At 72.1% G+C, this 14,481-nt stretch carries 17 protein-coding genes and 4 tRNA genes; 15 read left to right on the top strand and 6 right to left on the bottom strand.

What is annotated here, in order from left to right; all coding sequences use genetic code 11:
* The first annotated feature begins 53 nt into the window (after positions 1–53).
* Positions 54–320, top strand: coding sequence for a GlsB/YeaQ/YmgE family stress response membrane protein (locus ACH4F6_RS23350; RefSeq protein WP_397962219.1), 267 nt, complete (start codon positions 54–56; stop codon positions 318–320).
* A gap of 120 nt (positions 321–440) precedes the next feature.
* On the opposite strand, the gene ACH4F6_RS23345 is transcribed toward ACH4F6_RS23350, so the two are convergent.
* Positions 441–929, bottom strand: a complete 489-nt coding sequence (locus ACH4F6_RS23345) for a YajQ family cyclic di-GMP-binding protein (RefSeq protein WP_019756392.1) — start codon at positions 927–929, stop codon at positions 441–443.
* 226 nt (positions 930–1,155) lie between these two features.
* Between ACH4F6_RS23345 and ACH4F6_RS23340 the strand changes: the two genes are divergently transcribed.
* A tRNA-Tyr gene (locus ACH4F6_RS23340) sits at positions 1,156–1,237 on the top strand.
* Between the two features lie 353 nt (positions 1,238–1,590).
* Here the strand turns inward: ACH4F6_RS23340 and ACH4F6_RS23335 are convergent.
* Entirely contained in the window at positions 1,591–1,881 is a 291-nt protein-coding gene (locus ACH4F6_RS23335) for a hypothetical protein (protein WP_397962218.1), read from the bottom strand.
* Between the two features lie 98 nt (positions 1,882–1,979).
* Here ACH4F6_RS23335 and ACH4F6_RS23330 point away from each other — a divergent pair, with 98 nt between their 5' ends.
* Positions 1,980–2,192 (top strand): hypothetical protein, encoded by a 213-nt coding sequence (locus tag ACH4F6_RS23330; protein WP_397962217.1) that lies wholly within the window; start codon positions 1,980–1,982, stop codon positions 2,190–2,192.
* An 87-nt stretch (positions 2,193–2,279) separates the two neighbouring features.
* Here ACH4F6_RS23330 and ACH4F6_RS23325 read toward each other — a convergent pair whose 3' ends face one another.
* Positions 2,280–2,936 (bottom strand): SDR family oxidoreductase, encoded by a 657-nt coding sequence (locus ACH4F6_RS23325; RefSeq protein WP_397962216.1) that lies wholly within the window; start codon positions 2,934–2,936, stop codon positions 2,280–2,282.
* 303 nt (positions 2,937–3,239) lie between these two features.
* Complete coding sequence (locus ACH4F6_RS23320) at positions 3,240–4,556, bottom strand: hydrolase (RefSeq protein WP_397962215.1); 1,317 nt, start codon at positions 4,554–4,556, stop codon at positions 3,240–3,242.
* A 295-nt stretch (positions 4,557–4,851) separates the two neighbouring features.
* Between ACH4F6_RS23320 and ACH4F6_RS23315 the strand changes: the two genes are divergently transcribed.
* The 6 genes from ACH4F6_RS23315 to ACH4F6_RS23290 all read left to right on the top strand — a co-directional run bounded on the left by ACH4F6_RS23315 (position 4,852) and on the right by ACH4F6_RS23290 (position 7,514).
* Positions 4,852–4,924: transfer RNA gene (locus ACH4F6_RS23315), tRNA-Thr, on the top strand.
* A gap of 46 nt (positions 4,925–4,970) precedes the next feature.
* Positions 4,971–5,043, top strand: a tRNA-Met gene (locus tag ACH4F6_RS23310).
* A 90-nt stretch (positions 5,044–5,133) separates the two neighbouring features.
* A complete protein-coding gene (rpmG, locus tag ACH4F6_RS23305; RefSeq protein ID WP_003948671.1) occupies positions 5,134–5,298 on the top strand; it encodes a 50S ribosomal protein L33 in 165 nt (54 codons plus the stop codon).
* A gap of 101 nt (positions 5,299–5,399) precedes the next feature.
* Positions 5,400–5,852, top strand: a complete 453-nt coding sequence (locus tag ACH4F6_RS23300) for a MaoC family dehydratase N-terminal domain-containing protein (RefSeq protein WP_397962214.1) — start codon at positions 5,400–5,402, stop codon at positions 5,850–5,852.
* A gap of 7 nt (positions 5,853–5,859) precedes the next feature.
* Positions 5,860–6,288 carry a MaoC family dehydratase gene (locus ACH4F6_RS23295; RefSeq protein ID WP_397962213.1) on the top strand — a complete coding sequence of 143 codons (429 nt, stop codon included), beginning with the start codon at positions 5,860–5,862 and terminating at the stop codon, positions 6,286–6,288.
* A gap of 170 nt (positions 6,289–6,458) precedes the next feature.
* The gene (locus tag ACH4F6_RS23290) at positions 6,459–7,514 is read left to right on the top strand and encodes a UDP-N-acetylmuramate dehydrogenase (RefSeq protein WP_397962212.1); all 1,056 of its coding nucleotides are present in this window, start codon (positions 6,459–6,461) and stop codon (positions 7,512–7,514) included.
* A gap of 366 nt (positions 7,515–7,880) precedes the next feature.
* Here ACH4F6_RS23290 and ACH4F6_RS23285 read toward each other — a convergent pair whose 3' ends face one another.
* The gene (locus ACH4F6_RS23285) at positions 7,881–8,912 is read right to left on the bottom strand and encodes an adenosine deaminase (RefSeq protein ID WP_397962211.1); all 1,032 of its coding nucleotides are present in this window, start codon (positions 8,910–8,912) and stop codon (positions 7,881–7,883) included.
* 131 nt (positions 8,913–9,043) lie between these two features.
* A complete protein-coding gene (locus ACH4F6_RS23280; RefSeq protein ID WP_397962210.1) occupies positions 9,044–10,270 on the bottom strand; it encodes a pyridoxal phosphate-dependent aminotransferase in 1,227 nt (408 codons plus the stop codon).
* 294 nt (positions 10,271–10,564) lie between these two features.
* On the opposite strand from ACH4F6_RS23280, the gene ACH4F6_RS23275 reads away from it, so the two are divergent.
* The 6 genes from ACH4F6_RS23275 to ACH4F6_RS23250 all read left to right on the top strand — a co-directional run bounded on the left by ACH4F6_RS23275 (position 10,565) and on the right by ACH4F6_RS23250 (position 14,379).
* A tRNA-Trp gene (locus ACH4F6_RS23275) sits at positions 10,565–10,637 on the top strand.
* 108 nt (positions 10,638–10,745) lie between these two features.
* On the top strand, positions 10,746–11,033 hold the full coding sequence (gene secE / locus ACH4F6_RS23270; RefSeq protein ID WP_397962209.1) for a preprotein translocase subunit SecE: 288 nt from the start codon (positions 10,746–10,748) through the stop codon (positions 11,031–11,033).
* 79 nt (positions 11,034–11,112) lie between these two features.
* Complete coding sequence (gene nusG / locus ACH4F6_RS23265; RefSeq protein ID WP_397962208.1) at positions 11,113–11,973, top strand: transcription termination/antitermination protein NusG; 861 nt, start codon at positions 11,113–11,115, stop codon at positions 11,971–11,973.
* A gap of 168 nt (positions 11,974–12,141) precedes the next feature.
* On the top strand, positions 12,142–12,576 hold the full coding sequence (gene rplK / locus ACH4F6_RS23260) for a 50S ribosomal protein L11 (RefSeq protein ID WP_037858373.1): 435 nt from the start codon (positions 12,142–12,144) through the stop codon (positions 12,574–12,576).
* 93 nt (positions 12,577–12,669) lie between these two features.
* A complete protein-coding gene (gene rplA / locus ACH4F6_RS23255; protein WP_397962207.1) occupies positions 12,670–13,395 on the top strand; it encodes a 50S ribosomal protein L1 in 726 nt (241 codons plus the stop codon).
* Positions 13,396–13,524: 129 nt separating this feature from the next.
* Complete coding sequence (locus ACH4F6_RS23250; RefSeq protein ID WP_397962206.1) at positions 13,525–14,379, top strand: LppX_LprAFG lipoprotein; 855 nt, start codon at positions 13,525–13,527, stop codon at positions 14,377–14,379.
* Positions 14,380–14,481 lie beyond the last annotated feature (102 nt).

The raw sequence follows: 14,481 nt of genomic DNA, 5'->3' as shown, positions 1-14,481 counted from the left end.
ACACCACAGGGCCGGGACAGTGCGGGCACAGCGCGGAAGGGCAGGATCAGGGCATGAGCATCATCAGCTGGATCATTCTGGGACTGCTGGCCGGAGTCATCGCCAAGGTCCTGCTGCCGGGCCGGGACCCGGGCGGCCTCATCGGCACGACCCTCATCGGCGTCGCGGGCGCGTTCATCGGCGGCTGGATATCGGCCCGCTGGCTGGACCACCCCATCACCAAGGACTTCTACGACGGCGCCACCTGGGCGGCGGCGATCGGCGGATCCCTGGTGCTCCTGATCGTCTACCGCATCCTGTTCGGCCATTCGCGGGACTGAGCGCGCCCCCGTCCCGCAGCCGGCGGCCGAGAAGGGCGGGCGCCGACCGCCCGCCGGGTGCCCGCCCCTCCTCGTCGACCGATTGCGCGGGTGCCGGTCGCGGGGACCGGTACCGGATGCCTACCGGTAGTTCACGAACTGCAGGGCGAAGTCGAAGTCCTTGCCCTTGAGCAGGGCGATGACGGCCTGGAGGTCGTCACGGCTCTTGGAGCTGACGCGCAGTTCATCGCCCTGGACCTGGGCCTTGACGCCCTTGGGGCCCTCGTCGCGGATGATCTTGGCGACCTTCTTCGCGTTCTCCTGGGAGATGCCCTCCTCGATCGACGCGAAGATCTTGTACTCCTTGCCGGACAGCTGGGGCTCGCCCGCGTCCAGCGCCTTCAGCGAGATCCCGCGCTTGATCAGCTTCGACTGGAAGACGTCGAGGACGGCCTTCACCCGGTCCTCGGAGTTCGCCTCCATCAGGATCTTGTCACCGGACCACGAGATCGAGGCGCCCACGCCCTTGAAGTCGTAGCGCTGCGAGATTTCCTTTGCGGCCTGGTTGAGGGCGTTGTCGACCTCCTGCCGCTCGACCTTCGAGACGATGTCGAAACTGGAGTCGGCCATGTCCTGTGGCTCCTTGTATCGGTGGGGCGTTCGGGTGCGTGTCGGCGTCCGTGAGGGCTGCTGCCGAGCCCGACGTCAGACGCGGGCCGCATCCGGACAAGCCTAGCCACCCGGCCCCGTCCCGGCGGCGCGGAATCCAGGTGGCGGAGCACCCCTCTCCATCGGGTATCGTTTACGTCGTTGCCAGGGAGCACCGCCGAAAAGCGGTTCGAACGGCAGCAAACCCGGCGGTGTGCCCGAGCGGCCAAAGGGAGCAGACTGTAAATCTGCCGGCTCAGCCTTCCCAGGTTCGAATCCTGGCGCCGCCACACGGGAACGATGGGCCCGTGACCTGCGAAACAGGTCACGGGCCCATCGTCATGCCCACCGGCTGATCGGCCGCCCGTCCCGGCACCTGCCGGTGCTGGAGCGCCCCGGCTCGATCCGAGCGCCGCGGCGTGGCGAAGATCATATGAGCGCCCGGCAGGGGTGGAGCGGCCCCGATCAGCCTGTCCCGGCCTTCCGCAGCCGGTCGGCGTCCGCCCTCCCGTGCGGCCCCCGGATCGGTGGGGGACGGGGGCTGCAGGACGCGGAGGCGGCCGGCCGGGAGCGGGACAGGCGCCGACGGCGCGGAGGAAGCCGACGACCGGCTCGGCCCCGTCGCTCCGGTCGGGGGACCGGTTCAGTCCTCCCCGGAGGGCGGCTCCTCGGGGCTCTTCGCGGCTTTCTTCACGTTCGCCTCGACGTCCCCGCGCGGGGCGCCCTCGTCCTTGGCGTACTCGGTCACCGCGGCCTGGGCGTCCCGGGCGAGGTCGCGCCAGGCGCGCCACGCGGTTTCGTAGGTGTCGGTCTGGGTCTCCGACCAGGGGGCCGCCGTGGGCGCGCCGTAGGCGTCCCGCAACTGCAGGACCCTCGCGTGTGCCTCGTCGGCCGCGCGCTGCTTCTCCACGAGTTCCTCGAAGGTATGTGCCACATGTACGGATGCTAGGGAGGGGTGCGTACTTCCGCGCGGCGAGCGGGGCGTGGAGCGCGCGGGGGCACCCGCCCGGCGCACTGGGGCACACTGACCCCATGTCCAGCCGTCGCAGAACCTGCCCCGAGTGCCGTCGCGAGATCGCCGTCGTCGCCGGGCGGTTCGCCCGGCACGACCCGCCGGGGACGCGGGAGCACGGGCGGCTCGTGTCGTGCCCCGGATCCCGCCGGGTCGCGCAACTCGGCGCCGTGCAGCCGTCGTTGGACGGGTACGTCGTGCCCGACATACCCGGCCAGCTCCCCCTGTTCTGAGCATCGCCCCGCGAGGCGCCCGGCCTTCGTGAGGCGTCCCCGCCCGTGAGGCGTCCCTGCCCGTGAGGAGCTCGGCGTCCGCGAGGCTCAGTTCCCCGCGACCGACTTCACCGCCACCGACACGGGCGCCGACCCGCCGATCAGCTCGAGGGTCAGGCCGGCCGTCGCCGGGGTGTCGAGCAACTCCGCCAGAACGGCGGCCACGTCGTCGCGCGGGACCGCGCCGCGGCCCGTCCGCGCCTCCAGCCGGACCAGGCCCTTGCCCGGATCGTCCGTCAGCGAACCCGGGCGCAGAATCGTCCAGTCGAGGGCGTCCAGGCCCTGCACGTACGCGTCCGCCTCGCCCTTGGCGCGCAGGTACACGTCGAAGACCTCGTCGCCCTGGTGGCCGGGATCCGCGCCGTAGGACGACACGACCAGGAAGCGCCGTACGCCCGCCCGGACCGCCGCGTCGGCGAACAGGACGGCCGCGCCCCTGTCGACGGTCTCCTTGCGCGCCGCTCCGCTGCCCGGGCCCGCGCCCGCCGCGAACACCGCCGCGTCCGCGCCCCGCAGACGCTCCGTGACCTCCTCGACCGACGCCGACTCCAGGTCCAGGACGACCGGTTCGGCGCCGACGGCCCGCAGGTCGTCGCCCTGCTCGGCCTTGCGGATGATTCCCGCGACCTCGTCACCGCGCGCGGCGAGCAGACGCTCCAGCCGCAGCGCGATCTGACCATGACCCCCAGCGATGACAATGCGCATGCTTCCGACCGTACGCCCGGACAGCCCTGCCCGCCGCCCGCTCCGCCGCCCGAACGGACGGTGTCCCGTGCTCCGCCCGCGCACCGCGGGGCCACCGGCGGAGCACCGCCCGAGCCACCCCCGGCGCGTCGCCAGGCCTTCCGCCCGAGCACCGCCCGAGCCGCCACCCGGCACCCGGCTCAAGCCGCCATCCGGCACCCCGCCCGAGCCGCCATCCGGCACCCCGCCCGAGCCGCCATCCGGCACCCCGCCCGAGCCGCCCAGGCCCGCCCCGGCGCGCCCTCCGGCCGGGGCGCGTCCGGCCTACGACACCTCGCCTCGCCCTCGCCCCTGCCGCGGCAGCCCCCACTGCGCGGCCGCCGCCGAGTCGCAGTACTCCCGGACCGCGCTCGTACGGGAGACCACCCGGCCCCGGTGGATCACGACACGGCTGTACGCCAGGGACAGCGCGGCCGGCAGACGGTCGCCGCGCACGGCCAGGAGGTCGGCCGGGAAGCCCGCCTCCACCCGCACCTCGGGCAGCCCGAGGGCCGCCCGCGCGGAGGCGCTCACGGTGTCGTAGGCGTCCTCGGGGCGCAGGCCGTGGCAGGAGGCGAGGAGGTAGGCGGCCTCCAGGGGATCGCCGCGGCCGACGGGGTTGGAGACGTCCCGCAGGGCGCCGCCACCGGCCACGACGCGGACGCCGGCCGCGCGCAGGAGCCGTACGGGCGCGGTGCCGCGGCGCTCCGCGGCGCCGCAGCCGCCCTGGGGGAGGCAGACCACCGTCACGCCGGCGGCGGCCAGCCGGTCGGCGGTGCGGGCGGCGGTCTCGGCGGGGAGGCGGGCGAGGGCGGTGCAGGGGCCGACGGTGACGCCGGCGCGCAGACCGCCGGTCATCGCGGCGAGGCGGGCCAGCCGGGCCGGATCGGCCGCGTCGGTGTGCAGGTCGACGGGGCAGCCGTGCTCGGAGGCGAGCGACAGGACGGCTTCCGCGTAGCCCGTCGGATCGGGGTCGAGGTCCGGGCAGCCGCCCACCACGGAGGCGCCCATCCGCACCGCGTCCCGCAGCATCGCGAGTCCGTCGGCGCCGGCCACCCCGGTCAGCACCCCCGGCATCGCCACCGCCGTGAGCTCGGCGAGTCCGCGCAGGGCGCGCCGGGCCCGGAGCACGGCGGCCAGCGCGCCGAGCCCCTGGACGCCGCCCACCCGCACGTGGGCGCGCAGGGCGGTCGCGCCGTGGCCGAGCTGGAGCAGCGCGGCCTCCGTGGCGCGGCGCTGGACGTCCTCGGCGGCGTACGGGACGGGGCCGTCGGCGTCGGCGGTCAGGGCGGTGTCGGCGTGGGCGTGGGGCTCGGCGGGAGCGGGGAGGAGGAGGTAGCCGCCGAGGTCCACGCGGGTGCCGGCGCCGCGGGCCGGACCGGGTGCCAGGCTGCCGGCCGTACCGACCGCCTCGATGCGCCCGTGGCCCAGCCGTACGTCCACCGTGCGGCCGTCCGTGAGGCGCGCGCCGCACAGCAGGAGCGGGGCCGGGTCCGGTCGCCCGCCGGGGAGACCGCCCCACGCGCCGGACGGGGGCGAGGACGGCGGGGGCGGGAAGGAGGGCGACGACGAGGGGGACGGCTGCGGCTGGCTGTCGGGCATCGCGCTCCAGTGCTCGACGGTGAGGACGTCTCGTGGCCGGTGACTCGTGGCCCGTGACGCGGGGCAAGATCACGCAGAGTGGGTCGAGCCTAGGGCGGCCGTCCGGCGCCGACGGGGAGGAGCGCAATAGTCGTACCGGTGTGGCCCGGCGGTCGGCGGGGACTCCGGGGCCGTGCGGGACCGGGGAAAACGGTCCGGGTCAGGTCCGGACAAAGAGGTCCGGGAGGCCGTCGGACGGGCCCCGGGATATGGATTTGGGCGAACGGCTGCGGACCGTGTAATGTCTTCATCGCTCGCCCCAATAGCTCAGTCGGCAGAGCGTCTCCATGGTAAGGAGAAGGTCTACGGTTCGATTCCGTATTGGGGCTCTGGTGAGAGAGGTTCCCGTCGCGAGACGGGAGCCGATCGCACCGCAGCGGTGTAGCTCAGTCGGTAGAGCAAGCGGCTCATAATCGCTGTGTCACCGGTTCAAGTCCGGTCACCGCTACACACAGTAGCCGATTGCGGGGTCGGTCCTTCGATCGGCTACTCTTTCTTGCGTTGAATTAGTCCATCCGTTCGTCTTAGGAGCACTCACGTGGCTGCCACCGACGTCCGCCCGAAGATCACGCTGGCCTGCGTGGAGTGCAAGGAGCGGAACTACATCACCAAGAAGAACCGGCGTAACAACCCGGATCGTCTGGAGATGAAGAAGCACTGCCCGCGTTGCAATGCGCACACCGCGCACCGCGAAACGCGATAAAACAGGCTCGTACACGAGGCCGTCCCCGAGTGATCGGGGGCGGCCTCGTGTCGTTGAACAGCCCGTACCGGTCAGTAGAGCAACCAGGAGGTGCCGAGCCCATGGCGCTCGACCAGTCCTTCGTGGGACGGACCTACCCGCCCACCGATCCCTATGAGGTCGGCCGGGAGAAGATCCGCGAGTTCGCGGAGGCCGTGGGGGACACCAACGCGGCGTACACCGACCCGGAGGCCGCCAAGGCGCTCGGGCACCCCGATGTGATCGCCCCGCCGACCTTCGTGTTCTCCATCACCTTCAAGGCCGCCGGGCAGGTCGTCCAGGACCCGCAGCTCGGCCTGGACTACAGCCGGGTGGTGCACGGCGACCAGAAGTTCGCCTACCGGCGTCCGGTGCGCGCCGGGGACCGGCTGACGGTCACCTCGACCATCGAGGCGGTCAAGTCCCTGGCCGGCAACGACATCCTGGACATCCGCGGCGAGGTGTACGACGAGGCCGGCGAGCACGTCGTGACCGCCTGGACCAAGCTCGTGGCCCGCGCGGCCGAGGAGGCGTGAGGAACCGATGACGGCCAAGATCGCTTACGCCGACGTCGAGGTCGGCACCGAGCTGCCCGCGCAGTCGTTCACCGTCACCCGCGCCACGCTCGTGCAGTACGCGGGGGCCTCCGGGGACTTCAACCCCATCCACTGGAACGAGAAGTTCGCCAAGGAGGTGGGCCTGCCGGACGTCATCGCGCACGGCATGTTCACCATGGCCGAGGCGATCCGCGTCGTCACCGACTGGACCGGGGACCCGGGTGCGGTCGTCGAGTACGGCGTCCGCTTCACCAAGCCCGTCGTCGTGCCGAACGACGACCGGGGCGCCGTGATCGAGGTCGCCGGCAAGGTCGCGGCCAAGCTCGACGACAACACCGTGCGGGTCGACCTGACGGCGACCAGCGGCGGGCAGAAGGTGCTCGGGATGTCCCGGGCGGTCGTGCGACTGGCCTGAGCGGGACGGCCGGCCCGCCGGAACCGGTGAGCGGCGAGCAGCGAGTCGGTAAGGGGCGTTCCCCTGGCGGGGTGCCCCTTACGCGTGCTCGGGCGCGCGGTGACGACGCGTCCCCGCACGGGGCGAGTGCGTGGGCCGGGCCGTCGGCGCCGTCTCGTAGGCTTGGGCGCGTGCTGGAACTCCACGACGCCCCGCTCGCCCCGCTGACCACCTTCCGGCTGGGCGGTCCCGCCACCCGGCTGGTGACCGCGACGACCGACGCCGAGGTGGTCGCCGCCGTGCGCGAGGCCGACGCCGACGGGACCCCGCTGCTGGTCATCGGCGGCGGCTCCAACCTCGTCATCGGCGACAAGGGCTTCGAGGGCACCGCCCTGCGCATCGCCACCAGCGGCTTCGAGCTCGCCGGCACGACGCTGGAGCTGGCGGCCGGCGAGGTGTGGACCGACGCCGTCGCCCGCACCGTCGAGGCGGGACTCGCCGGCATCGAGTGCCTGGCGGGCATCCCCGGCTCGGCCGGAGCCACCCCGATCCAGAACGTGGGCGCGTACGGCCAGGAGGTCTCCGCCACGATCACCGAGGTCGTCGCGTACGACCGGCGCGCCGGCGAGACGGTCGCCCTCGGCCCCGAGGAGTGCGCCTTCTCCTACCGCCACAGCCGCTTCAAGGCCGACTCCGACCGGTACGTCGTCCTGCGCGTCCGCTTCGAACTGGAGGACGCGGACGGACTGTCGGCGCCCCTGAAGTACGCCGAGACCGCCCGCGCGCTGGGGGTGGAGCCCGGCGACCGGGTGCCGCTCGCCGAGGCCCGGGAGACCGTGCTGAAGCTGCGGGCCGGCAAGGGCATGGTGCTCGACCCCGAGGACCACGACACCTGGTCGGCCGGCTCCTTCTTCACCAACCCGATCCTCACCGACGCCGCCTTCGCCGCCTTCCACGCGCGCGTGCGGGAGCGGCTCGGCGACGGCGTGGCGCCCCCCGCCTACCCGGCCGGGGAGGGGCACACCAAGACCTCCGCGGCCTGGCTGATCGACAAGGCCGGCTTCACCAAGGGCTACGGCAGCGGCCCCGCCCGCATCTCCACCAAGCACACGCTCGCCCTCACCAACCGGGGCGGGGCCACGACCGAGGACCTGCTGGCGCTGGCGCGCGAGGTCGTGGCCGGGGTACGGGAGGCGTTCGGGATCACGCTGGTCAACGAGCCGGTGATGGTGGGCGCAGGCCTGTAGGGCCCGGCAAGGGCGCCGACGCCCGGACCGAGGCACCGGTCCTGCCGCGGAAGGCCGCGGCCGGGCCGGCCCGGGCGGAGTCCGCGGCCGACGCGGCCCAGCGGGACGAGGACACGCCGGACGAACGCCGCCGCGCGCGGCGAGGCGCCGACCGCCGGACCGGCCGCGGGGGACGCCGTGGTCGAGACGGCCGCACACGCCCGCCTGGACGGCGACCAGGCGGCCTCGCGCGATCCGGTGGTCACGGAGGGCGCCGTGCGGCTGTCCGCGGTGGTCACGGAGGGCGCCGTGCGGCTGTCCGCGCGCTGTCCGCCGCTGCCGGACCCCGTCCCGTACCGCTCGGGCGGTAGCGGGCACCGCCGGGGATCAGGAGGCCAGCCAGGCCTCCACCCCCTCCAGGAGCTTGCGCCGCACGTCCTCCGGGGCCGCCGAGCCGCGGATCGACTGCCGGGCCAGTTCCGCCAGTTCCTCGTCGGTGAAGCCGTGGTACCGGCGGGCCAGCTCGTACTGGTCCGCCAGGCGGGAGCCGAAGAGGAGCGGGTCGTCCGCGCCCAGGGCCATGGGAACGCCCGCCTCGTACAGGGTGCGCAGGGGAACGTCCGCGTGCTTGTCGTAGACGCCCAGGGCCACGTTCGAGGCGGGGCACACCTCGCAGGTCACCCCCCGGTCGGCCAGCCGCTTCAGCAGGTGCGGGTCCTCGGCCGCGCGCACCCCGTGGCCGATCCGCGCGGCGTGCAGGTCGTCCAGGCAGTCACGGACCGAGGCGGGGCCGGTCAGCTCGCCGCCGTGCGGGGCCGACAGCAGGCCCCCGTCGCGGGCGATGGCGAAGGCGCGGTCGAAGTCGCGCGCCATGCCCCGGCGTTCGTCGTTGGAGAGCCCGAAGCCGACCACACCCCTGTCCGCGTAACGGACCGCCAGCCGGGCCAGGGTGCGCGCGTCCAGGGGGTGCTTCATGCGGTTCGCCGCCACCAGGACGCGCATCCCGAGCCCGGTCTCCCGCGAGGCCGTCTCCACCGCGTCCAGGATGATCTCCAGCGCCGGGATCAGACCGCCCAGGCGAGGCGCGTACGACGTGGGGTCGACCTGGATCTCCAGCCAGCCCGAACCGTCCCGCACGTCCTCCTCGGCGGCCTCCCGCACCAGGCGCTGTATGTCCTCGGGTTCCCTCAGGCACGAACGGGCCGCGTCGTACAGGCGCTGGAAACGGAACCAGCCCCGCTCGTCCGTCGCCCGCAGCTGGGGCGGCTCGCCGCTGGTGAGGGCCTCCGTCAGGGTCTCCGGCAGGCGCACCCCGTACTTGTCGGCCAGCTCCAGCACGGTCGACGGCCGCATGGACCCGGTGAAGTGCAGGTGCAGATGGGCTTTGGGCAGCTCAGAGACATCACGTACGCGCTCCATCGGAAGATCCTGCCGTATGCACCGGCCGTCCCGGAAGCGGAATCCACGAACGTGGTCTTGCTCGCACACGCGACGGAGGGCCGCACCCCGACGCCGGGGTGCGGCCCTCCGGGAGGACCGTGCCGGTCCCGTCAGTCCCTGGCCTCCGCCAGCAGCTTCTGGATCCGGCTCACGCCCTCGACGAGGTCCTCGTCGCCCAGCGCGTACGACAGCCGCAGGTAGCCCGGGGTGCCGAAGGCCTCGCCGGGCACGACCGCGACCTCGGCCTCCTCCAGGATGAGCGCCGCCAGCTCGACGGAGTCCTGCGGCCGCTTGCCGCGGATCTCCTTGCCGATCAGCGCCTTCACCGAGGGGTAGGCGTAGAACGCGCCCTCGGGCTCCGGGCAGACCACGCCGTCGATCTCGTTGAGCATCCGCACGATGGTCTTCCGCCGCCGGTCGAAGGCCTCCCGCATCTTCGCGACCGCGTCCAGGTCGCCGGAGACGGCGGCCAGCGCGGCGACCTGGGCCACGTTGGAGACGTTCGACGTGGCGTGCGACTGGAGGTTGGTGGCCGCCTTCACGACGTCCTTCGGGCCGATGACCCAGCCGACCCGCCAGCCCGTCATCGCGTACGTCTTCGCGACACCGTTGACCACGATGCACTTGTCCTGCAGCTCGGGCAGGAGCGCGGGCAGCGACACCGACACGGCGTCGCCGTAGACCAGGTGCTCGTAGATCTCGTCCGTCAGCACCCACAGGCCGTGCTCGACGGCCCAGCGGCCGATCGCCTCGGTCTCGGCCTCGGAGTAGACCGCGCCGGTCGGGTTCGACGGGGAGACGAAGAGCACGACCTTCGTCTTCTCGGTGCGGGCCGCCTCCAGCTGCTCGACCGAGACCCGGTAGCCGGTGGTCTCGTCGGCGACGACCTCGACCGGGACACCGCCGGCCAGCCGGATCGACTCCGGGTACGTCGTCCAGTACGGCGCCGGGACGATGACCTCGTCGCCCGGGTCGAGGATCGCGGCGAACGCCTCGTAGATGGCCTGCTTGCCGCCGTTGGTGACCAGGACCTGGGAGGGGTCCACCTCGTAGCCGGAGTCGCGCAGCGTCTTGGCGGCGATCGCGGCCTTCAGCTCGGGCAGACCGCCGGCCGGCGTGTAGCGGTGGTACTTCGGGTTCTTGCAGGCCTCGATCGCGGCCTCGACGATGTAGTCCGGGGTCGGGAAGTCGGGCTCACCGGCGCCGAAGCCGATCACCGGACGCCCGGCGGCCTTGAGGGCCTTGGCCTTGGCGTCCACGGCGAGGGTGGCGGACTCGGAGATCGCGCCGACTCGGGCGGAGACCCGGCGCTCGGTGGGAGGGGTTGCAGCGCTCATGGAACCCATGGTTTCAGACCGGAAACCGGCCCGGCACGCGGGTTTCACGGACTGAACATCAACGGGCAAACCCCTGAACACGTGTCCGGACACGCGCGGGAACCCGGCGGTGGCCTGGGTGATCTTCCGGTGGTTTCCCGGCGATCTCGCGCCGGCCGCGCCCCACGGGCCGCTTTCCGTTCGACGGCGCGCCCGCGACCACGTACACTCCTACGTCGTTGGCCTTCAACAGCCGCGCCACAACCGGTGCACACCGAGCATCCGGGTGGATGCGGTACGTTGGGGGACACACAAAGGGTCGTAGCTCAATTGGTAGAGCACTGGTCTCCAAAACCAGCGGTTGGGGGTTCAAGTCCCTCCGGCCCTGCTACACACACCTTCGCCAGGATGTGTGCGCATGTACGTACAGCAATGCACCGCCGTGCGGCTCAAACCGGGCGCGGCACGGCCACGACCCGGGAACAGGTGAGGACGAATGGCGGATGCCGTGGGCTCCATCGACACGCCTGATGCCCAGGACGAGGTCCCTGAGGCCAAGAAGAAGACCCGCAAGGGCGGCAAGCGCGCCAAGAAGGGCCCGCTGAAGCGGCTCGCCCTCTTCTACCGTCAGATCGTCGCGGAGCTCCGCAAGGTCGTCTGGCCCACGCGGAGCCAGCTGACGACGTACACGACCGTGGTCATCATCTTCGTCGTCATCATGATCGGCCTGGTGACCGTGATTGACTATGGACTCAGCCACGCCGCCAAGTACGTCTTCGGCTGAGCCGAGAGCGAAGGGCGCCGGGTGATCGGCGCCCCTTTCGCGTGTTCCACCCCTATGTATCCAGGAAGAAGCAGCCACCGTGTCTGACCAGAACCTGAACGACGCCATCGAGCCCGACGAGGTCGACGACGAGCTCGACATCGTCGAGGGCGCGGACGAGGACCTGGACGAGTTCGAGGCTGCCGACGCCGAGGCGGGCGAGCCCGCGGAGGAAGCCGCGCTCCACGTCGAGGACGAGGAGTCCGGGGACGAGACCGAGGACGCGGAGTCCGAGGACGCCGCCGACGAGGCCGAGGCCGAGGAAGAAGAGCCGGCCGAGCCCGTCGACCCCGTCGCCGCCCTGCGCGAGGAGCTGCGCACCCTGCCCGGCGAGTGGTACGTCATCCACACCTACGCCGGCTACGAGAACCGCGTGAAGACCAACCTGGAGCAGCGCGCCGTCTCGCTGAACGTCGAGGACTACATCTTCCAGGCCGAGGTGCCGCAGGAGGAGGTCGTCCAGATCAAGAACGGCGACCGCAAGACGATCAAGCAGAACAAGCTCCCGGGTTACGTCCTCGTCCGCATGGACCTGACGAACGAGTCCTGGGGCGTCGTCCGCAACACCCCCGGCGTCACCGGCTTCGTGGGCAACGCCTACGACCCGTACCCGCTGACCCTGGACGAGATCGTCAAGATGCTCGCCCCGGAGGCCGAGGAGAAGGCCGCGCGCGAGGCCGCCGAGGCCGAGGGCAAGCCCGCTCCGCAGCGCAAGGTCGAGGTCCAGGTGCTGGACTTCGAGGTCGGCGACTCGGTCACCGTCACCGACGGCCCGTTCGCCACGCTCCAGGCCACCATCAACGAGATCAACGCCGACTCCAAGAAGGTCAAGGGCCTGGTGGAGATCTTCGGCCGCGAGACCCCGGTCGAGCTGAGCTTCGACCAGATCCAGAAGAACTGACACCTTCTGGACGTACCGCTTCCGCGCAGGTCAGTCGGCTGTTCGCAGCTGGGCTGACCTGCTCGGTTTTCAGCCGCGCATCCATACCCGTTATCGTTGTGCGGTATGCCTGCGTCCGGGTGGTCCCCGGATGTCGGCAGGACCCGAATCGAAAGGACCCGGAGAGCTATGCCTCCCAAGAAGAAGAAGGTCACGGGGCTCATCAAGCTCCAGATCAACGCCGGTGCGGCGAACCCGGCCCCGCCGGTCGGTCCGGCGCTGGGTCAGCACGGCGTCAACATCATGGAGTTCTGCAAGGCCTACAACGCCGCGACCGAGTCGCAGCGTGGCTGGGTGATCCCGGTGGAGATCACGGTCTACGAGGACCGCTCCTTCACCTTCGTCACCAAGACGCCGCCGGCCGCGAAGATGATCCTCAAGGCCGCGGGCGTGGAGAAGGGCTCCGGCGAGCCGCACAAGACCAAGGTCGCCAAGATCACCGAGGCGCAGGTCCGCGAGATCGCCCAGACCAAGCTGCCCGACCTCAACGCCAACGACCTGGACGCCGCGTCGAAGATCATCGCCGGCACCGCCCGCTCCATGGGCATCACGGTCGAGGGCTGAATTCCCACCCCGTAGTCATGCGGCCGTGACGGCCGCACGTGGCAGGGCCTGCTCGGCCCGTACCACGACTCCTCAGAACACACAGGAGCAGTTGTGAGCAAGCGCAGCAAGGCTCTCCGCGCTGCGGACGCCAAGATCGACCGGGAGAAGCTCTACGCCCCGCTCGAGGCCGTCCGTCTCGCCAAGGAGACCTCCACGACCAAGTTCGACGGCACCGTCGAGGTCGCCTTCCGCCTGGGTGTCGACCCGCGCAAGGCCGACCAGATGGTCCGTGGCACCGTGAACCTGCCGCACGGCACCGGCAAGACCGCCCGGGTCCTGGTCTTCGCGACCGGTGACCGTGCTGCGGCCGCGGAGGCCGCGGGCGCCGACATCGTCGGCTCCGACGAACTGATCGACGAGGTGGCCAAGGGCCGCCTGGACTTCGACGCCGTCGTCGCCACCCCGGACCTCATGGGCAAGGTCGGCCGCCTCGGCCGCGTGCTCGGTCCCCGTGGCCTGATGCCGAACCCGAAGACCGGCACCGTCACCCCGGACACGGCCAAGGCCGTGACCGAGATCAAGGGCGGCAAGATCGAGTTCCGCGTCGACAAGCACTCGAACCTGCACTTCATCATCGGCAAGACGTCGTTCGACGACGCCAAGCTGGTGGAGAACTACGGCGCGGCCCTGGAGGAGATCCTCCGTCTGAAGCCGTCCGCCGCCAAGGGCCGCTACATCAAGAAGGCCGCGGTCAGCACCACCATGGGCCCCGGCATCCCGGTCGACCCGAACCGCACCCGCAACCTCCTCGTCGAGGAGGACCCGGCGGCGGTCTGAGCCTGAGGCTCACCGAAGTCGGTCACGGGCCCCGCACCTTCCCAGGTGCGGGGCCCGTTCCCGTGTGGGCGGGCGGTGCCCTGGGTTAGCGTGCGGACACGCAGGACGCACCGGGGGATCGGGGGATCGATGAGGCGGACGACGTACCGCGGGGGGCTCGCGCCGGTGGTGGCGGCCGTGCTGGTCGGGGCGGCCGCCTGCACCTCTCCGGGAGGTCCGCGCTCCCCTGACGGGCCGCGGGAGGAACGCCGGGCCTCGCCCGTCTCCCTGACGGCCCTCAGAGCCGCCGAGAAGGCCACCGAGCGGGCCGCGTCGGCCCGGGTGCGCTCCACGGCCGTCATGGGCACCACGCTCTCCCTGACGGCCTCGGGCGCCCTCGGCTGGGGCGACGGACTCACCGGCACCCTCTCGATCACCTACACCGGCGGCACGACCGCCGACACCATGCGCGCCCTCGGCATCACCACCATGGAGGCCCGCTACCTGCCCGACGCCTACTACGCGAGGACGGGGGAGGCCTTCGCGGCCAGGACCGGCGGCAGGCACTGGGTGAGGTACGCGTACGAGGACCTGCGGAGCCTCGGCGCCGGCGCGGACTTCGCGGACCAGATGCGCAACATCACGCCCGACCGGTCGGTGCGGCTGCTGCTGGACTCCGACGACGTGCGCGCGGTCGGCGAGGAGACCGTGGAGGGACGGACCACCACGCACTACTCGGGCACCGTGGACGTGGCGGACGTCGAGGACGCCGGCCTGAAGCGGCAGCTGGAGCAGGCGGGGGTCACCGGCGAGACCGTCGACGTCTGGGTCGACGACCGGGACCTGCTGGTCAAGAAGGTCGAGAAGGGCCGGACGACGGCCGGCGGGTACAGCCAGACCGCGTTCTTCAGCGACTACGGCGTCCGGGTCACCGCCCGACGTCCCCCCGCCGAGGACACGGCGGACTTCGAGGACCTGCTGAGGAGGCCGACCGGGGCCCCGTGACCGTCCCGGCGGGCGGACCGGGGTCCGTGACCGTCCCGGCGGGCGGCCGGGGCCCCGTGGCCGCCCGGCGGAAGGCGCCGCTCCCGGCGTCCGGCGGGGCGA

This window comes from Streptomyces sp. NPDC017936 (assembly GCF_044328485.1).
GTDB lineage: Bacteria > Actinomycetota > Actinomycetes > Streptomycetales > Streptomycetaceae > Streptomyces.
Note: the sequence above shows the minus strand (reverse complement) of the source record. Positions and strands in the feature narration are given on the sequence as shown.

Excerpts from the sequence above, each read along its gene's own strand:
- ACH4F6_RS23350 (WP_397962219.1), top strand. The coding sequence starts at position 54 with ATGAGCATCATCAGCTGGATCATTCTGGGACTGCTGGCCGGAGTCATC.
- ACH4F6_RS23345 (WP_019756392.1), bottom strand. The coding sequence starts at position 929 with ATGGCCGACTCCAGTTTCGACATCGTCTCGAAGGTCGAGCGGCAGGAG.
- ACH4F6_RS23330 (WP_397962217.1), top strand. The coding sequence starts at position 1,980 with ATGTCCAGCCGTCGCAGAACCTGCCCCGAGTGCCGTCGCGAGATCGCC.
- ACH4F6_RS23325 (WP_397962216.1), bottom strand. The coding sequence starts at position 2,936 with ATGCGCATTGTCATCGCTGGGGGTCATGGTCAGATCGCGCTGCGGCTG.
- ACH4F6_RS23320 (WP_397962215.1), bottom strand. The coding sequence starts at position 4,556 with ATGCCCGACAGCCAGCCGCAGCCGTCCCCCTCGTCGTCGCCCTCCTTC.
- ACH4F6_RS23300 (WP_397962214.1), top strand. The coding sequence starts at position 5,400 with ATGGCGCTCGACCAGTCCTTCGTGGGACGGACCTACCCGCCCACCGAT.
- ACH4F6_RS23295 (WP_397962213.1), top strand. The coding sequence starts at position 5,860 with ATGACGGCCAAGATCGCTTACGCCGACGTCGAGGTCGGCACCGAGCTG.
- ACH4F6_RS23285 (WP_397962211.1), bottom strand. The coding sequence starts at position 8,912 with ATGGAGCGCGTACGTGATGTCTCTGAGCTGCCCAAAGCCCATCTGCAC.
- ACH4F6_RS23280 (WP_397962210.1), bottom strand. The coding sequence starts at position 10,270 with ATGAGCGCTGCAACCCCTCCCACCGAGCGCCGGGTCTCCGCCCGAGTC.
- secE (WP_397962209.1), top strand. The coding sequence starts at position 10,746 with ATGGCGGATGCCGTGGGCTCCATCGACACGCCTGATGCCCAGGACGAG.
- rplK (WP_037858373.1), top strand. The coding sequence starts at position 12,142 with ATGCCTCCCAAGAAGAAGAAGGTCACGGGGCTCATCAAGCTCCAGATC.
- ACH4F6_RS23250 (WP_397962206.1), top strand. The coding sequence starts at position 13,525 with ATGAGGCGGACGACGTACCGCGGGGGGCTCGCGCCGGTGGTGGCGGCC.